Source organism: Natronosalvus caseinilyticus (assembly GCF_017357105.1).
Lineage (GTDB): Archaea > Halobacteriota > Halobacteria > Halobacteriales > Natrialbaceae > Natronosalvus > Natronosalvus caseinilyticus.
In genome coordinates this window covers 861766-879311 of sequence record NZ_CP071596.1, presented here as the reverse complement: position 1 = coordinate 879311, position 17546 = coordinate 861766, and the positions used below count along the sequence as shown (strand labels likewise).

General features: G+C 65.8%; 20 protein-coding genes. 14 read left to right on the top strand and 6 right to left on the bottom strand.

Going from position 1 to position 17546, the window contains the following annotated elements; translation table 11 throughout:
* Positions 1–135: 135 nt before the first annotated feature.
* Both J1N60_RS04215 and J1N60_RS04210 read right to left on the bottom strand, forming a co-directional pair.
* The gene (locus J1N60_RS04215; protein WP_312910951.1) at positions 136–606 is read right to left on the bottom strand and encodes a DUF5518 domain-containing protein; all 471 of its coding nucleotides are present in this window, start codon (positions 604–606) and stop codon (positions 136–138) included.
* 125 nt (positions 607–731) lie between these two features.
* Positions 732–1787 carry an aldo/keto reductase gene (locus J1N60_RS04210; RefSeq protein WP_312910949.1) on the bottom strand — a complete coding sequence of 352 codons (1056 nt, stop codon included), beginning with the start codon at positions 1785–1787 and terminating at the stop codon, positions 732–734.
* A gap of 226 nt (positions 1788–2013) precedes the next feature.
* On the opposite strand from J1N60_RS04210, the gene J1N60_RS04205 reads away from it, so the two are divergent.
* From J1N60_RS04205 to J1N60_RS04195, 3 genes are all read left to right on the top strand, one after another.
* Complete coding sequence (locus J1N60_RS04205; protein ID WP_312910947.1) at positions 2014–2685, top strand: DUF7344 domain-containing protein; 672 nt, start codon at positions 2014–2016, stop codon at positions 2683–2685.
* Between the two features lie 314 nt (positions 2686–2999).
* Positions 3000–3911 (top strand): acyltransferase, encoded by a 912-nt coding sequence (locus tag J1N60_RS04200; RefSeq protein ID WP_312910945.1) that lies wholly within the window; start codon positions 3000–3002, stop codon positions 3909–3911.
* Between the two features lie 81 nt (positions 3912–3992).
* A complete protein-coding gene (locus tag J1N60_RS04195; RefSeq protein WP_312910943.1) occupies positions 3993–4304 on the top strand; it encodes a DUF7577 domain-containing protein in 312 nt (103 codons plus the stop codon).
* An 85-nt stretch (positions 4305–4389) separates the two neighbouring features.
* Here the strand turns inward: J1N60_RS04195 and J1N60_RS04190 are convergent, their stop codons facing one another.
* The gene (locus J1N60_RS04190; protein WP_312910941.1) at positions 4390–5163 is read right to left on the bottom strand and encodes a hypothetical protein; all 774 of its coding nucleotides are present in this window, start codon (positions 5161–5163) and stop codon (positions 4390–4392) included.
* A gap of 548 nt (positions 5164–5711) precedes the next feature.
* Here J1N60_RS04190 and J1N60_RS04185 point away from each other — a divergent pair.
* On the top strand, positions 5712–5990 hold the full coding sequence (locus J1N60_RS04185) for a hypothetical protein (protein ID WP_312910939.1): 279 nt from the start codon (positions 5712–5714) through the stop codon (positions 5988–5990).
* 88 nt (positions 5991–6078) lie between these two features.
* Complete coding sequence (locus tag J1N60_RS04180) at positions 6079–6921, top strand: polyprenyl synthetase family protein (RefSeq protein ID WP_312910937.1); 843 nt, start codon at positions 6079–6081, stop codon at positions 6919–6921.
* A gap of 9 nt (positions 6922–6930) precedes the next feature.
* Here J1N60_RS04180 and J1N60_RS04175 read toward each other — a convergent pair whose 3' ends face one another.
* On the bottom strand, positions 6931–9864 hold the full coding sequence (locus J1N60_RS04175; RefSeq protein ID WP_312910935.1) for a PAS domain S-box protein: 2934 nt from the start codon (positions 9862–9864) through the stop codon (positions 6931–6933).
* A gap of 148 nt (positions 9865–10012) precedes the next feature.
* A complete protein-coding gene (locus J1N60_RS04170; RefSeq protein ID WP_312910933.1) occupies positions 10013–11107 on the bottom strand; it encodes a DUF373 family protein in 1095 nt (364 codons plus the stop codon).
* Between the two features lie 225 nt (positions 11108–11332).
* Here J1N60_RS04170 and J1N60_RS04165 point away from each other — a divergent pair, with 225 nt between their 5' ends.
* From J1N60_RS04165 to J1N60_RS04130, 8 genes are all read left to right on the top strand, one after another.
* The gene (locus J1N60_RS04165) at positions 11333–11911 is read left to right on the top strand and encodes a cysteine hydrolase family protein (RefSeq protein WP_312910931.1); all 579 of its coding nucleotides are present in this window, start codon (positions 11333–11335) and stop codon (positions 11909–11911) included.
* A gap of 112 nt (positions 11912–12023) precedes the next feature.
* The gene (gene thpR / locus J1N60_RS04160) at positions 12024–12581 is read left to right on the top strand and encodes an RNA 2',3'-cyclic phosphodiesterase (RefSeq protein ID WP_312910929.1); all 558 of its coding nucleotides are present in this window, start codon (positions 12024–12026) and stop codon (positions 12579–12581) included.
* Positions 12582–12900: 319 nt separating this feature from the next.
* Entirely contained in the window at positions 12901–13023 is a 123-nt protein-coding gene (locus J1N60_RS04155; RefSeq protein WP_312910927.1) for a hypothetical protein, read from the top strand.
* Positions 13020–14045, top strand: a complete 1026-nt coding sequence (locus J1N60_RS04150) for a hypothetical protein (protein ID WP_312910925.1) — start codon at positions 13020–13022, stop codon at positions 14043–14045. Before J1N60_RS04155 ends, J1N60_RS04150 begins: the two co-directional genes overlap by 4 nt.
* Before the next feature lie 96 nt (positions 14046–14141).
* The gene (locus tag J1N60_RS04145; protein ID WP_312910923.1) at positions 14142–15227 is read left to right on the top strand and encodes a hypothetical protein; all 1086 of its coding nucleotides are present in this window, start codon (positions 14142–14144) and stop codon (positions 15225–15227) included.
* Between the two features lie 81 nt (positions 15228–15308).
* Positions 15309–15461 carry a 50S ribosomal protein L39e gene (locus J1N60_RS04140; protein ID WP_253431754.1) on the top strand — a complete coding sequence of 51 codons (153 nt, stop codon included), beginning with the start codon at positions 15309–15311 and terminating at the stop codon, positions 15459–15461.
* 2 nt (positions 15462–15463) lie between these two features.
* Positions 15464–15742, top strand: coding sequence for a 50S ribosomal protein L31e (locus J1N60_RS04135; RefSeq protein ID WP_312910919.1), 279 nt, complete (start codon positions 15464–15466; stop codon positions 15740–15742).
* Between the two features lies 1 nt (position 15743).
* The gene (locus J1N60_RS04130) at positions 15744–16409 is read left to right on the top strand and encodes a translation initiation factor IF-6 (protein ID WP_312910917.1); all 666 of its coding nucleotides are present in this window, start codon (positions 15744–15746) and stop codon (positions 16407–16409) included.
* Positions 16410–16511: 102 nt separating this feature from the next.
* Here the strand turns inward: J1N60_RS04130 and J1N60_RS04125 are convergent, their stop codons facing one another.
* The gene (locus J1N60_RS04125; protein ID WP_312910915.1) at positions 16512–16835 is read right to left on the bottom strand and encodes an ASCH domain-containing protein; all 324 of its coding nucleotides are present in this window, start codon (positions 16833–16835) and stop codon (positions 16512–16514) included.
* Positions 16836–17055: 220 nt separating this feature from the next.
* Here J1N60_RS04125 and pfdA point away from each other — a divergent pair, with 220 nt between their 5' ends.
* Positions 17056–17532: a prefoldin subunit alpha gene (gene pfdA / locus J1N60_RS04120; protein WP_312910913.1), complete on the top strand. Its 477-nt coding sequence runs from the start codon at positions 17056–17058 to the stop codon at positions 17530–17532.
* Positions 17533–17546: the final 14 nt, after the last annotated feature.

Sequence of the window (17546 nt, the reverse complement as noted above, 5' to 3'; positions counted from 1 at the left end):
GGAACGCGAGGGCCGTCTCTGTTCGGAATACAGGATATTGGTCCGTGAGTCGAAATCGAAGTCGAGTCGAACACGGCTCTCGAGAAGAAGTGGCGTGAGCGACGCCCGTGGCGAGCGGTCAGCAAACCGTTTCCGCTAGAGACGACCGAACACGTCGCCGAACTCCGCGTTCAGGTACGCGCCGACCCAGCCGCCGAACCCGCCGGCGAACGTACTGTAAAACACCATGAAGAGGATCAGGCCACCGTCGACGAACTCGAGTCCGCCGACCAGTTCGCCGACGCCAACGACTGACCCCAGCCCGAGCACGAGCGGCAGGACGATCAACGCGGCGTAGACGAAACCCGCATACAGACCGGCCATGATCCCGTCTTCCCTGTCGGCCCCCTCGAGGTAGCCGGCGACGATGCCGCCGAGGAGCACCGAGAACGTGAGAAAAGAGGCGAAGACGGCGACGAGGCCGCCGAGGAGGCCATTCATCGTGGCTGGACGGGTCTCCGGCGCGTTCGGTTCGCTCGAGGGGGCTTGTTCGACCGGTTTGACCGCGTGTTCCATTTCGTCCGTTCCCTTCGGTCCGTCCGGGGGAGAGGTTTCGGGCGACGACATGGCCGTCACTCTCGGGCCGACCGACGAGAATGTTCGTATTCGTGTGTAGTCCGTAATCGAAGAAGTTCGTCAGATCAGGACCGCCACCACTCGAGCGCCACCGTCCTTCTCAGGGCGGGGCGCGATCAGTCAGCAGCCAGTTTGTCCAGACCCGCCGAGCGGATGTCCTCGCCGTCGATCGACGACCGAAGCGAGTCCATGCCGTCCTCGCGGTCGATGCCGAAGTCGTTCTCGTATAGGTCGGCGACGCGAGCCAGTTCCTCGTCGCTTAGTTTCGGCACGTCGCTGGCGGCCGTCCACTCGTCGATGTCCGCCGCGGTGCGGAACGTCGGCGTGACGCTGGCGACCGACTCGTGGCTCAGGAGCCAGGCGATGGCGGCCTGGCCCATGGTTCGCTCGCCGTCGCGCTCCAGGAAGCGCAGGGCCTCGAGTTTCTCCCAGCCCGTCTCGTACCAGGCGTCGGGGCGGAAGCCGCGGTGATCGCCCGCGTCGAGTTCCGTCTCCGGGGTCACTTGCTCGTTCAGGATGCCCGAGGAGTGAGGCACGCGGGGAATCAGGCTCGTCGAGGAACCGGTCCGGTCGATGGTCTCGAGGAAGTGGTTCCCGACCTCCTGCTCTAAGACGTTCCAGACCAGTTGCACGGAGTCGAACTCCGCCTCGATGGCGAGGTCGCCCTCGGCCAGCCAGCCGATGGAGGGACCCAGCGCGAGGCCGCGGGCGCGAATCAGCCCATCCTCCTCGAGTTCGTCGAGGAACTCGAGGACGTCCGGGGTGATTTCGTCGACGTTCGCGTTGTGCAACTGGAGGACGTCCAGGTAGTCGGTGTCGAGTCGCTCGAGGCTCTGCTCGACGGCCTCCCGGAGGTAGTCGGGGTCCATCTCCTTGGGCAACTCGCCGTGGCCTGCCTGTGGGTTGTTGTAGAAGTCGTAGCCGACTTTGGTGGCGATGGTGACGTCTTCGCGCACGTCCGCGAGGGCCTCCCCGACGAGTTCCTCGCTTCGTCCGTGGCCGTAGACGTCGCCCGTGTCGAAGTAGGTGATCCCCCGGTCGAGGGCGTGGTCGATCATCTCGATCGCGTCGGCTTCCGAGCGGTCGCCCCACCAGTCGGTGCCGACGACCCAGGCACCGAAGCCGACTTCGCTGACCTCGACATCGGCGGTTCCGAGCGTCTGATACTGCATATCTCGGGCTTGGGAGCGAGGGGACTTAGGGCGTGCGGAACGCCGCTCGTTCGTCGCGAATCCGTCGACGCGGCGGGGAACGTCCGGCGGTCGTTCCAACCCGAGAGCGATGCGTCCAGTCCGGGTGCTGAACGGTATACCAATAGCAGTCGTTCACGACCGTTGACCGACCACCAATCTGTTTTGGAACGATGCTTAACCGGCTATGGTAGTAAGCAGCGTTTGTATGAGCCAGACGGACTCTGCGGCACGTAATCTGTCGATTGATTCGACGTTTAACGCCATTACCAGCCGACGGCGACGGCGTATTCTGGCGTTCGTCGGCGAACGGCGCGAGGGCGGAATCGACCGGCTCTCGGTCGACGAGGTCGCCCGTGAACTCGCTGCCGAGGAGCGTGGGAAACCGGTCGCGTCGATCACCACGGACGAGCACGAGGAGCGCCGAACGGCGCTCGTTCACGTCGAGTTGCCCCTGCTCGAGGACGCCGGATTGCTCTCCTGGGACCGCGAGGCGGACGCCGTCTCGCTACCCGACGACCTCGTCCTCGACGGGGCGACCATCCGAAAGACGACCGAGCGCAACGACACGAACTGGGACGCCGTCTTCGAGGCGCTCGCGAACGAGCGGCGCCGAGTCGCCCTCGCCGTGCTCGATGAGGCGTCCGAGCCGCTCTCCGTCGCCGTCCTCGCCTCGGAAGTCGCCGCCGAGACCGGGGCCGATGAAGCCGACGTGCGGATCACCCTGACCCACCAGCACCTGCCCGCCCTCGAGGCGTCCGGGTTGGTCACTGTCGGCGAGAAGGGCGTCATGTACGCCGACGACCACCTCGAGGACGGGATCGTCGACACCGACTTCGACACGCCCTCGCGTCCGCTCGTCGCCGGAACGTCGCTCTGATCGGTCCGCTGGCACCGAGTCACGACAGCCGCTTTCCGTCTTCTCGCCGCGCTCGAGGACCGTTCAGATGATCGCCGAGTATGCCTTCGTCGAAGAGCGTCCCGACAGTCGAGGCTGATAGAAACTGATTCGCGAGCGAGAGAACCTCGTTCTCGAGTGTGAGAATCCATTCTCGAGCCCGGGGAATCGCTATCGGCGAAACCTCGGCTATACACCGATCGGTAACGTCGGGCTACTCCGATACCGAACGCTCTCGAGATGGAGCGAAAATCGAGAACCGAACGTCTATGACCTTCGCCACAGTACATCGCCACATGACCAAGCGGTACGCCTCGCTGCCGGACGAGGCGGAGGCGGGGATGCGGGAGTTCGTGACGAGCGTCGACGAGCGTCTCTCGAGCGAGGAGAGCACCTGTTCGGTCGTCGAGGACGTACTGATCGACCTCTCCGGGGACCGGGACGCCTACGAACGCTGGCAAGCCGGTGGCGACGTCTCGCCGGCCGAACTCGTCAGGCTCCAGAGTTACGACCCCTGTAACACGACCCTCGAGAGCGAGTACTACGCAGAGAAGGACGAAGCGAAGTTCGAGCGCTCGAAACACCTCCAGTGGCTCTGGCGACAGTTCGACAGCCTGCCACTCGCCGACAACGTCGAGTTCGCCCTCCGGTTCAGGCGGATGCTCGCCGATCACCTCTTCGAGGACTGTGGGGAGAACTGTCGCTTCTTCAAGGGGATCACGTTCACGTACGGCCACAACATCACGGTCGGCGACAACACGGTCATCCATGACAACGTCCACCTCGACGACCGCGGCAGGCTCACGATCGGTGACCGGGTCTCCATCTCCGATGGCGCACACCTCTACAGCCACGACCACGACGTCGTCGACCAGACGGAGGTCCGAAACTTCCACACCGTCATCGAGGACGACGTCCGCCTGACCTACGACTCGATGGTGCGTGCAGGGAACAGAGTCGGCGAGAACGCCATCGTCGGCGCCCGCGCCATCGTCCAGAACGACGTGCCGGCCCACCACATCGCCGTCGGTATGCCCGCAAAGAGCATCAAGATCAAACCCGGCTGGGAGGACGTCGCGACCCCGCTCGAGGACGCCGGCGAGAACCGACAGGCCGAACGCGAGATCGAGTACGATCTGGACGACGACCTCGAGCAGTTCGACGAGTTCCAGCGCGACCTGACGCCGCCCGGACGCCGAACGAACTGACGGCGCGTTCCCAATCCGGACTATCACGAGCGGCGATAGTACGGGCAATAACCAAGTAGGTTGAGAACGTATAGCACACTAATGAGCCTCTGGGTCTGGCTCGTCGGGTACGTGCTGTTGTTCGCCTTACTCCACCTGGTGCTCTACTACGCGTACGTGCGCCGCGACGGTGAGACCAGCCTTCCCGCGTCCGTCACCGATGGCGAGCACGCCGGCCTGCAGTCGTCGCCGCGATTGGATCGGGCCCGCACTCACCACGACGGCACCGACTCACTCGACGCCGACCTCGAGGTCGACGGCGAGACGACGACCTGTCCGCACTGTGGCGCGCCGAACGAACGAGAGCCGACGTTCACGTACTGTCGGGTGTGCGTCTCGCCGCTCAGACGGTAGCCGCGACGAATCCGTGTTCTCGGTGCAGGTCGGGTCGTTGGGTTCGTCATTTCCGAGCCAGTAGGTGGCACGTCAGCGCGGGTCGTCATCGCTGTGAACCATCGTCACCGTCACCGTCCCCACCCGCCAGCGCCGTTTCGAGCGCCTCCAGGTGATCGACGCCGACGACGGCGACGACCGACCCCTCCGCCCGGAGGGACTCGAGGTGGTCGATCATGCACGATTCCCGCGTCTCGTCGCGGTACGTCGTCGCGTCCGCCCCGTCGCCCTGGAGCTGGAGGAGCGTTCTGACGCCGGAGACGTGGCGTCGCTCGTGTTCGGCCTGCGTCGCGGGCGAATCGTCCGCCGTACAGGCGTACTCGATCGGATCGTCGCAGGCGACGGTCACCGACGTCGCGTTCGAGACGGTGGCGGCGACGCGACAGGTCAGCGCCGTCCGCGTCGCCCCGCCGAGACTCGAGAGGACCCGCCGAGCGGTCGACGCCGGGACGCGGTCGGCGAGCAAGCGAGTGAAGAGGCGGCGGAGAAACGACCAGTTGGGAGCGTCGATGCCCACGACGTCCGCTCCCGGTGCGGCGCGAATCGCGGCCGCCATCTCGCCGCCGAATTCGGGCGCGGGCGTCCCCTCGCTGTCGCGGGCGTAGGTTCGATACAGCGGAACGGCCGTACCCGGGAGTTCCAGGGCCAGCGTATCTGGCTCCAGATACTCGAGGACGGTTTCGACGCGGGCGATGCTTGCAGGGTGGTCGTGAACGACGCCGAGGAGCGTTACGTCCGTCTCGCCAGAGAGTCGGCGGCAGAACTGCGTCGTAATCCGTGGATCGTCGAAGCGGTCGACGAACGACGGGTCGCCAGTCATGAATCGAGTAGTAATATGTGACTACCGTCATAACCCTTCTGGCCTCGGATCGTTCGCACCTCTCGCTCGCGATGGCCGTCGGCGTCGGCTATCCGTCCGACCGCCGCTCCAGCGGCGTGTAACCGCCACTTACCCGCGTGAGGAATCAGCGTAACCGATCGTTGTCGGCGTCGCTCTCGAGTCTCGAGTCTCGAGTGTCGTCGTAACGTGCTCGCGATAGCGACAGACACGGCAGCACCGGAGCACGGCAACGCGGAGTGCAAAGAGAACGTCGAACCGCATCGAGAAGGCGTCTCGAACGACGAAGAAACGTCAATTGTTCGTGACATCCAGCAACCCGGGTACAGTCTGGCACCGTCGGAGCAGGGACGTACCCCCTGGCGACGTCCATGGCCGTTCCACCACCTCTGCTGTTGCTGGCCACCGTCGCCACCCGAACCATGGGAAACGGCTCTCTTGAGCGTTGTGGCCGTCAGCCGGAATCGGCCGGCGAACGTGGCACCGGGCGTGAAAACGGGCTTTTCTCCTCGAGACGCGTAGATACGCGTATGGACACCAGACAACGCCACACTCGACGCGGAGTCCCCGGCCAGAAACCGGCGGGACGGAGCCCCGCGCGACGAACTGACCAGCGTCTCGAGGCCGTGCTCGCTCGACTCGACGCGACCGAGCGCCGCCAGCGATTGCTCGAGGGCACCGTGAGCGGTCTGGCTCGAGAGCAGGGCGCCTCCATCGCCGGGTCGTGCGGTCGTTGCGAGCGGAGCTACCTCCTCGTTCGTTCGGACGCGCTGTACTGTCCGGCGTGTGGCTACAGACGCGCGCTGTGAAGGGACCCAGTTCGACACGCGCGTTGACGACTACGCGACGGTGATAGCAACCGTCACCTACTTTTGAGGGCCGTCCTAAGCCCCCTCAATGGAACTGCTGGAGCACCGTCGAGCGCTCCTCGAGGAGCGACTCATCGAGGTCGTCGACGGCGTCGAGCCGGAGGCGCTCAACGACGGCGTCCGTCACGCGACCCTCGCCGGGGGAAAACGCGTCCGCCCGACGGTGACCGTCCTCGCCTGTGAAACCGTCGGTGGAGCGGCGAACGACGCCGTCGACTTCGGCGTCGGCATCGAACTCGTCCACACGGCGTCGCTCGTCGTCGACGACATCATCGACCGCTCGGCCCTCCGGCGAGGCACCACCAGCGCCTGGTCGGAGCTGGGGTACGGCCCCGCGATCATCACCAGCGACGGCCTCCTCGGGGAAGCCTTCGCGCTGTTCTCGAGCGACCCCGCCGCGATGCAGGTCGTCTCCGAGGCGATGGTCGAACTCGGTGTCGGCGAGGCGACCGAACTCGAGGCGAAACCCGAGACGGAAGCCGAGTACATGACCCTTGCCCGGCGCAAGACCGGGGCGCTGTTCCGGGCGGCCGCCGAACTCGGCGCCATCGCGGCCAACGCGGACACGTTCACGGTCGAGGCCCTCGGCGAGTACGCCGAACGGGTCGGCGTCGCCTTCCAGATCCGCGACGACGTTCTGGACGCCGTCGCCGACCCCGAGTCGCTCGGCAAGCCGACCGGACACGACGCCGTGATGGAGCGCCCATCACTCGTACAGATTACGGACATGACGCCGGCCGAGGCGAACGGCCGGGCCCGAGCGGAGGCCGACCGGGCCATCGACGCCCTCGGGACCGTCGACGTCGCGAACGCCGAAGCGCGAGACTACCTGCTCGAGCTGGCGGAGTTCGTCGTCGAGCGAGAACGCTAGCACCGATCATTAGGCCGTCTCGAGGCCACGGAACTCGAAGCGAGCACCGCCCTCTTCGCCCTCCGTGATCGAGAGCTCCCAGCCGTGAGCCTGGGCGATGTCGCGAACGACCGCGAGCCCGATGCCGGTGCCACTGCCCGACGTGTAGCCGTACTGGAGCACCTCGTCCCGTTTTTCTGCTGGGATTCCCGGCCCCGTGTCCTCGACGGCGAACCCGGGCTCGTCCTCGAGCGACCGGACGCGAATCGTGACCGCCTCGCCACCGTACTCCACGGCGTTTCGAAACAGGTTCTCGAGGAGCGAGTGGAGCTGGTCCTCGTCGACGAGCACCCGCCCGAGATCGTTGTCCATCTCGAGCGTCGCCTCGCCCGTCTCGACGTTCTGCCAGGCCGCCGTCGTGGTCGCAGCGAGCGAAGCGGGGTCCGGATCGGAGACCGTCCGGCCCTCGCGCGAGGTGGTCAACAGGTTCTCGATGATCGTCTCCATGCGGTCGAGGGACTGCTCGATCTGGTCGAAGTCCTCCGGGTTCCCCTCCCGTCGCGCCATGTCGGTGTAGATCTGGGCGATACCCAGCGGATTGCGCAGGCCGTGGGAGACGACGCTCGCGAACTGCTCGAGCTTCTGTATGCGTTCGTTTCGCTCGGTGATGTCCTGGAACATCGACAACCCGGCGACGGACTCGCCCTCGACGGTGGTGATCGGGACGACGTGGACCGCCCACTGGCGACTCGCGTGCTCGATCTCGATCGATCGCTCGGTACCCTCGAGCGCGTCGCCGTAGGTCTCCTCGAGTAGCTCGCCGGCCTCGCCACCGATCGCTTCCATCGGTGTCCGCCCCTCTATGCCATCTACAGACAGGGGGAGCCTCTCGAACGCCTGTCCCGCCGCGAGCGTACACCGGAGGTCCTCGTCGAACAACATGACGACCCCGTTCGGGAAGTGCTCGGCGAGGGTGCGGTAGCGTCGCTCGGATTCCGCCAGCTCCTGTTCGCGCTCGATGCGCTCGGTGACGTCCCTGAAGTAGACGGAGACGCCGGTTTCGGAGGGGTAGAGGTTCGCCTCTACCCAGAAGTCGAGCGGCTCGAAGTAGAGTTCGTAACTGGTCTGCTCCTGGGTCTCCATCGCCGTGTGAAACGCGTCCCAGACCTCGTCGACCTCGGCCGCCTCCGGAAACATCTCCCAGAGCGACTCGCCGAGTAGCTCCTCTTCGCTGGCCTGGAGCAGTTCCTCGGCGCGTTCGTTGACGTGCGTGAATCGATACTCGTCGTCGAGCGCGTAGAACGCGTCGGAGACCCGTCCGAGCAGTTCCCCGAGTTCGGACTCGAGTTGTTGCTCGCGTTCTTTGACCCCGGTGATGTCCTCGGCCGTAGTGATGATTCGCTGGAGATCGCCGCCGTCGTCGTAGACGGGAGCGGCACTCACGGAGAGCCATATTCGGTCACCGGAAGGACGTTCGACGACGACTTTTTGGTCGAGAACCTGATTGCCGGTTTCGAGGACGCGAACCGCGGGCCGATCCGACGGCGAAAACGACGTGCCGTCAGCGTGCGAAATCGTCCACTCCTCGAGGCTCTCGGAACCCTCGGCGAGGTCCGGCTCCGTGAGTCCGAACAGCTCTCTCGCGCGGTGGTTCGCCAGGAGGAGCGAGCCTTCGGCGTCCCGGACCGAGATCGCGATCGGCGAGGTCCGCAAGAGTTGTTCGGTCAGGTCGCGCTCGCGGCGGAGTTGCTCCTCGTACTCTCGTCGCTCGGTCATGTCTCGCGTGACCTTCGCGTACCCGACCAGGTCGCCGTCGTCCCTGATCGCGGTGATGACGACGTTTGCCCAGAACCGCGAGCCGTCCTTCCGGACGCGCCACCCCTCGTCTTCGACCTGCCCCTCCTCGCGCGCCGTCGCCAGCAGCCGCTCCGGTTTCCCGTCCGCGGCATCCTCCTCCGGATAAAAGGTCGAGAAGTGGTCGCCGACGACGTCGTCGGTGGTGTAGCCCTTGATCGCCTGCGCACCCGTGTTCCACGTGACGACCGTCCCGTCGGTGTCGAGCATGAAAATCGCGTACTCGTCGACCGCCTCGATCAGCGTCCGCAACTGCTCTTCACGTTCGTACAGCGCGACCTCGGATCGCTTCCGATCCGTGACGTCGTAGTAGAGTTCGATTCGCCCGCCCGCATACTGGCCGGCCGTGATCGGATTGCTCCGGTGCTCGAGCCACCGTTCCTCTGCTCCGTCCACCGACTGGAGGCGACACTCGAATCGCTCGGCGGCGGTGTTGTCCTCGTAGCTCGAGCGGATGACGTCGACGAACGACTCCGGATCGGCCACCCGGTCAGCGATCGTCTCCTCGAGCACGTCGCGCTTGTCGCGACCGACGACGGCCTCCCGCTCGAGGTCGAAGAACCGCTCGATCGTCCGGTCGGCCCACACGATCTCGAAGTCCGAATCGAGGAGGAAGACGCCGACGTCGGCCTCGTCGAGGACCGAAGCCATCGACTCGAACGCGTCCTGGACGCTCTCCAATTCGGCTTCTCGTCGCTTCCGGTCGGACTGGTCGCGAACGACGCAGACCGCCCCTCGAGACGGGCCGCCCGCCGACACGACGTTGAGTCGGAGTTCACAGGGAATCGAGTCGCCGGAGGCGGTCTGGATCGCGAGTTCGAACTCGAGCGTCGAAGCGTCGGTCGTCGACCGCGATCGAAATTCGGCCTTCAATCGTTCCGCGTCGTCGTCCGCGAGGAACGCGGAGGGGCGTGCACCCACCAGTTCCTCGCGATCGTATCCCGTCAGTTCGACGAGGGCGTCGTCGACGGCGACGAGGCGACCGTCCGCATCGAGTTGACAGACCCCACCGGGGACGGCGTCGACGAGCGTTCGATAGAGTTCCGAGAAGGAGGCGTCTGCGCCGGGTGGAGAAGACGCAGTCCCGTCGTTTTCCGGACGTTCACCCATATACCCGTTTGCCACTCACTGGATGTATAAATACTCTGTTACCCACCAATACGGCCCGTCGATGCGTTTCCGTCGACGGAATCGTGCGGGCGTCTGACCGCCGGAAACGGCCGTCTTCGTTCAAGCACCACCAGTAATCGCCCTCGTCTCAAGCACCCTCGACGCGACGGGCGCCGTCCGACAGGCGCGACTCCGCGACGGCGAACGTGAGCGTGCTCACGATCCCCAGGAGCGTCCCGCCCGTCAACGCCGTCGCGAGATACGGGATGCCGGCCCGGTCGAGGAAGAAGGCGCTCACCGCGTGGAGGACGATCGCCATCGCGATCACGTAGAACGGGGCGTTCAGGTAGCGCAACTCGAGGCTACCAGCGATGTACTCGTCGGTGATCTGGCCCAGACTGGTCGTGATGCCGGCGGCGGCGATCCACTGGATCGAGCCGTAGACGAACGCCGCGAGCGCGACCGGAACGCTCCCGCCGGTCTCGTCCTGGACGGTCTCGATCGTGTCGAGGCCGCTGACACCCCCGAGCACCATCAGCGTGGCGGCGACGACGTACGCGATGAGGGTCATCCGCCCGGCGTACAGCGAGAGGCGGAGTCGCTCGACGGTCTCGTCGAGGTGCTCGCCGAGGCCGAGGCCGCGCGAGATCAGATACAGGCCGAGCAGCGCCGAGGTTACCCCCAGCATCAGCCCCGGCAGGTTGAACAGGCTGCCGAGGAGCGCCAGGGGGTACACCAGGAGCAAGATCCCGATCGGGATCAGGACCGTCCCGCGGGTCTCGGGGTCGGCCAGCACCTGCTTCATCGTGTAGTACATCGACTCGAGATTCTGGGCCTGGCGGACGACCACCCGGCGGACGCCGTCGATGGGCACCCGCGAGCGGATGATCGGGACGACCGACTCGTCCTGGGCGCCGTCGGTGACGAGCAACGCGGTGACGTCCTCGCCCGTCGTCAGACTGGCCAGCACGGTGTCGACTTCGTCGCCGACCTTGCGGTTGGCTTTGACGTCGGATCCCTCGAGGCCGGTGACGACGGCGACCTCGACGCTCTCGTCGCGGGAGTCGAGGTCGTCGTAGATGTGGAGCCCCTGGAAGACGACGTTGACGTCGGAGTCCTCCGGGTCCGCGGTCGCGAGGGCGACGGCCGCCTCCTCGACGTCTTCGCGGCCGATGACGGGCGTCGAGAATCCGGTCTTCCGACCGAGGTCGTCGTCGAGGTCGACGCAGAGGACCAGCAGCATCGTAGGGACGTTGGGTTGCCCGGTATTTCCCTCTTCTGGGAGTGAGAGGGCGTGGCATACCCTTCCGAAGGTGAGATGCTGGTGAGACTCTCTTCTGCGAGCGAGACCGCGTGTCGTGATCGAGGCCTGGTGACAGGGAAAGCACTCGAGCGAACGAACGACCACAAGAGATCGCCACGAGCGGCCGGTCGAAGCGTTCAACGCGCTCGAGCCCCACCCACCGGCATGAACGGACTCGAGACCGCGCTCCCCGCGAACGCGACGTTGCTCTTGATCGACGTCCAGCGAGGCTTCGACGACCCCGCCTGGGGCGAGCGCAACAATCCCGACGCCGAGGCGCGAATCGCCGACTTGCTGGCGGCCTGGCGCGAAACCGGTCGGCCGGTCGTCCACGCGAAACACTGCTCGAGCGAGGTGGACTCGCCGTTGCGACCGGATCGGCCGGGAAACGCGTTCAAGGCCGTCGGTGAACCCCGCGACGGCGAACCCGTCCTCGAGAAGCGAGTCAACGGCGCGTTCGTCGACACGGACCTCGAGAAACGCCTGCGTACACGGGACGTAGAGACGGTCGTCCTCTGTGGCTTCACCACCGACCACTGCGTGTCGACGACGACCCGAATGGCCGAGAACCGCGGTTTCGATCCGGTCGTCGTCGCGGACGCCACGGCGACGTTCGACCGCAAGGGCTACGACGGGACGACCTACGACGCCGAGACGAGCCACCGACTCGCGCTCGCCCACCTCAATCGAGAGTTCGCGACGGTCGCGGAGACGGCGGCGGTAGTGGACGCGGCTCGAGTATGATCGGTCGTCGGGGTCAAAGTATACTATTCATAGTGTAAAAGTATATAATATATAGTTTAGGATCACCGCGACCGCCACCAGCATTCAAGCCCTCAGGCCCCATAGCGCCGGTATGCGACTGTTCGTCAGCGTCGACCTCCCGGAATCGCTCGCCGACGCCGTCGCCGCAGTCCAGGAACCGCTCTCGAGCGCCGCCGGAATACGGCTCACCGACCCGACACAGGCGCACGTCACGCTCGTCTTCCTCGGCGACGTCGATCCCGACCGGGTGCCCGACCTCGAGCGAGAACTCGAGGCCGCCGTCGACGATGCCGAGATCGACCCGTTCGAGGCTCGCTTTGCCGGTCTAGGTGTCTTCCCGAGTCTCGAGTACATCCGCGTGGTCTGGCTCGGCGTCGAGGACGGACACGAAGAACTGACGCGCCTCCAGGCGGCCGTCGAGAATCGGACGACGGCGATGGGCTTCGAGGCCGACAACCACGAGTTCACGCCTCACGCTACCATCGCGCGAATGGACCACGCCGGCGGGAAAGAGCGCGTCCAGTCGGTCGTTCGCGAGCGCTCGCCGACCGTCGGCACGACCACCGTCGAGGAGATCCGGCTCACCGAGAGTCGACTCACCGACGACGGTCCCGTCTACGAGACGCGCGAGCGTTTCCCGCTCGAGTAGTCGGTTCGTCGCGGCTTTTGCCCGAGCAACCGATTCACCGCAGTTCGCCACGACGTTCGCTCGAGTCAATTTCGACGTCCGGTCTCCCGTCGGCGAACCACCTGTTCTCTCCGCTCACTCTCCGTCGTTCGTGACAGTCCGAAGCCCGCGTCAGTATCGCTCGAAAGACCGTCATTGAAAATAGACTGTTTCGTGATACGTACGCGGATTTCCCGATTCGAGTAGAGTCACCAAACAACCAGTAGATAGTCTGTAACTCACGTTATCGACGAAATACAGCGAGAAGAGTAATACCAGACTCTGTTGTAACAGAACAGGTATGATCGAGGGATCGAGGACGGTCGACGTCGGTCGAAGCCTGACTGTCGTGAACGCAAACGCGGCCGTGAGCGCGATCGCCACCGCGGTGATTGAAACGGGCGCCGATCGGCCGATGCCATGACCGAGACCGACGGATCCCGCGGTTCTGGAGGCGACGGAACGACAGTCGAGGCGACAACCGATACAGCGGACGACGCAACGGCCGACACGGCGGACGGCGCGTTCGTCGACGGCGTCACGACCCGACGAGAGGTGCTGGCAGCCCTCGGCGGCGCGGCCGTCCTCTCCTCGACCACCGAGACGACGACCACGTCGGTCTCCGAAGGGCCGGTCCACCTCCGCGTCTACCCCGGCGCCCTCCCGACAACCGGGTGGGCCCGCTACGGCTGGCAGGGCGTCTCGAGCGGCTGGCCACCGCCGTACGAGGACGCCCTCGAGGCCATCAGGGACGCGTTCGACCAGGTGACGTCATACGCCACAGAGCAGGGACGGCTCGAGGACGTCGACGTGATCGTCGAACGCGGCGGCCAGGTCGACCTCTCGCTCGCGTCCGGCTCTTCCCCGCGGGACGCCGTCGCGCCGAGCCAGCAGGGCGTTCTCGACGCCTTCGCCGAGGTGCTCGAGGAACGAGGAGCCGTCACGGGACGGTGTAGCCACCTCCTGTGCTGGTGGGGGCCGGTTCACTACGCAATCGGGTACGGCGGCACCCGGCGGCCGAATCGCCACGTCGATGCGGTCGAGGACGAGGATGCACAGGTCATCGCCAACCTCGGCGCCACGGAGACGTGGGACTCCCGCGACGTGACGAAGAACATCGCCATCCACGAAGCCTTTCATACCTTTCTCACCGGCGATGTCGTCGAGACGGTGATCGACAGCCGGTGTGAACACGACCTCGGGACCGCCGTCCGCGTCGACGACGACACCCTCGAGGTGTCGCCGATGGCGACTGCCTACGCCGGCCCGGAGGGAGTCGGCGGCGGGACGCGATTCCACGGCACGGCCTGTTACGATCACGACGCGTTCTACCGCCACGACGGCTACGACGGGGTCGAGAACTGGCGGTACACGACGACCGTCAGCGAGGCGACCCTCGAGGCCGTCACGACCTACGTCGAGCACTACCTGCTCGAGGACGGGTGACTCGGGCACGCTGCTCGGGTGCGCCTCGACGTACCGTCACACGCGACCGTCTACCGACGCAACACCTTTGAGCGGACGGGTCCTACGAACGTTCGAATGGAGCACGACCTGACCCGCCGACAGCTGCTGGCCGGCCTCGCCGGCGGCGGCGCCGTCCTTGGCGGCGGCCGAGCGGTCGACAACGTCCTCCTGGGATACGACCGCATCACGGGGACGAACCTCGTTCGGCAGGACCTCGACCCTCTCGTGTCTGCGGAACTCCGTCCGTCGGGGACCGACGTCGCGACCGTCGACGGCTACCGGATCGAACACCGCGACGGTCGGTTTTCGCTCGTCGGTGGTAATGGCAGGGACGACGACAGCGGTAGCGACGGCGGCGACGGCAACGGTGGCGGTGGCGGTAGCAAAGAGGACGAAGACGAGGGCAGCGACGTCCTCACCACCGTCTCCCCCGCCGACGATCCGGCCGACGCGGCCGCCGTCGACCGCGAGTACGACCTCGAGGACGGCCCTCTCGAGCAACTCGTCGTCGACCTCGGAGCGCTCGAGTCCGGCGACGTCAGGTTCGTCTACGACAGCTATCCCGCGTTCTTCGACTTCGTCCGCGACCACGAGGCCAGCCCCTATACCGTCGCCGCCCTGCGTGGGTACCGGACGGCCGACCCGGACCGCATCGAAGCCTTCAGCGGCGCAGACCCAGCGGATCCCGAAGCTGTCGCGGAGGGCCTCGTCGACGGCTTTCGCGAGTACTCGAGCTACGACATTCCGCGCTACGTCGCGGGGTCGGTCGAGGACAACGTCATCTTCGGCGCCTACGATCTCCGCCAGCACTTCGAGTCCGGAACCGACTACGAGGCCATCGTCGACGGGGAGAACACCGGGCTCTTCTGTTTCGAGCTTACCCGCCGCTCGGTCGACGCCCTCCAGGCCGTCCACCCGCTCGAGCAGACGGTTCCAGTCGTCGGCGGCTACGTCAGGGACACGCGACACAAGCACGTATACACGATTCTCGCGAGCGTCGTCGACGTCGACGGCGAGACGGTGATTCCCGTCACCTTCCTCGATTACACCCACTCGACGGCGTACGACGACCTGCGGGTTCGCTGGGTGATGGGCGAGGGGCTCGACGCCTACGACCGGCGCCACCGCGCGACGAGCATCGACTGGTATCAGTTCGCATAGCGGGACGACGGAGTGCTCACTCGGCCCACCGACGGCCAGATGGACAAGATTTTAAGCCAGCGTCGGTTACCTGCGTCCACTATGGGCAAAAAATCGAAGGGCAAGAAGAAGCGGCTTGCCAAACTCGAGAACCAGAACAGCCGCGTCCCCGCGTGGGTCATGCTCAAGACCGACATGGACGTGCAGCGAAACCCCAAGCGACGCAACTGGCGTCGAAACGACACTGACGAGTAACCATGAGTGCAAGTGATTTCGACGAACGCGTCGTCACCATCCCGCTGCGTGACGTGAAGAAAGGCCCCAACCACGAGGCCGCTAACTACGCGATGTCGGTCGTCCGCGAACACCTGGCGAAGCACTTCGCCGTCGACGAGGACGCCATCCGCCTCGACCCCTCGATCAACGAGGAGGTCTGGGCCAACGGTCGGGCGAACCCGCCGCGGAAGCTCCGCGTCCGCGCCGCCCGGTTCGAGGACGCCGGCGAGGCGATCGTCGAGGCCGAGGTCGCCGAGTAACTTGCTTCGCGCCGCGTTCGGCGGGTCGTCGTACATCGGCGTCTTCGCCCGTGCGACCGACTCGCACCTGTTCGTCCGCCCCGACGCCGACGACGACCTCGTCGCAGCACTCGCCGAGGAACTCGCTGTCGAGGCTGTCCAGACGACGGTCGGCGGCTCCTCGACCGTCGGTGCGCTAGCGATGGGTAACGAGAACGGCCTGCTCGTCAGTTCGCGCGTCCTCGAGTACGAACGCGAACGCCTCGAGGAGACCCTCGACGTGCCCGTCACCGAGTTGCCCGGCCAGATCAACGCCGCCGGCAACGTCGTCCTCGCGAACGACTACGGCGCGTACGTCCACCCCGACCTCCCCCGGGAGGCCGTCCAGGTCGTCGGCGACGCCCTCGAGGTGCCCGTCGAGCGCGGCGACCTCGCCGGCGTCCGAACGGTCGGGACCGCGGCCGTGGCGACGAACGACGGCGTCCTCTGTCATCCCAAGGCGACTGATGGCGAATTAGACGCCCTCGAGGACGCCCTCGACGTCCGTGCGGACGTGGGGACGATCAACTACGGCGCGCCGCTGGTCGGCTCGGGCCTGCTCGCCAACGCCCAGGGGTACGTCGTCGGGAGAGATACGACGGGGCCGGAGCTGGGCCGTATCGAGGACGCGCTCGGGTACATCGACTGACGGCAGACGAGTCGCGTTTCTTGCCCGTGATGGGCGATCCAGCAGTTTTTGCGGACGGTCGTGAGACGGCCTCGAGCGGCGGCCACGCTTCACTGTTTTTACCTACTCTCGACGCTCGAACCGATGGCGAACGACCTCGCTCTCGTCGTCCCACTCGAAGGTCTCGTGAGCACGCTCGAGCAGGTCGCGGTACGCCTCGAGGTCCTCGAGGCCCTCGAGGCCCTCCTTTCTGGCGTCAGCGTCGGTCAGATCCCCGAGGGTTCGTTCCGTGACGTCGACGACCTCGAACGTCGCGTCGTCGACGACGAACGTATCGCCCACTTCGGCGTAGGCTCGTCCGCGGTGAATCTGGGTGATTTCGCCGTCGGAAGCCTGCGATCGCATTCGAGACGAGGGGAGCAGGGTTCCCGGCTCGAGTTCAGTCATACTCGACCGAACGGTCGCCGGGGCAAAAACGCTTGAGCCTACGGTGAGGATGGTCTCGAGCGCGCCTGCCGTCTCGAAGTCCGGTTTCACTGATCCCTATCGAGCCAGCAGGGAAGGGAACATTCTTCCGACTGCCTGACGGACCAGTAGTCATGCGAACAATCGATAGCCGCGAGGCGACACACGCGCGAACCACCGCCGTAACCGAGGTGGCTCACTGATGGGCGCCAGTCAGCAGCAGCTCCAGGAACTCTCCCAGCAGCTCCAGGAGATCGAAGAACAGATCCAGGTCCTCCGGAGCGAGGTCGAGAGCGTCCGCGACGAGCAAGACGCCGTCGACGAGGCGACCGACGCCATCGAACAGCTCGAGACCGGCTCGACGGTCCAGGTTCCCCTGGGCGGCGGCGCCTACGTCCGGGCGACGATCGACGACATCGACGAGATCATCGTCGAACTCGGTGCCGACTACGCCATCGAACGGGATCAGGATGGCGCTGCCGAGACGCTCGAGCACAAGAAGGACCGCCTCGGCGACCGGATCGACGACCTCGAAGAGGAGATTACGGAACTCGAGAGCGAGAGCGGCCAGCTCGAACAGCAGGCCCAGCAGCTCCAGCAGCAGGCGATGCAACAACAGATGCAGCAGATGCAGGGTCAGGGCCAGGGTCCGGGATCGGATCAGGGTCTCGACGAGTAACGTAGGCGACGCCC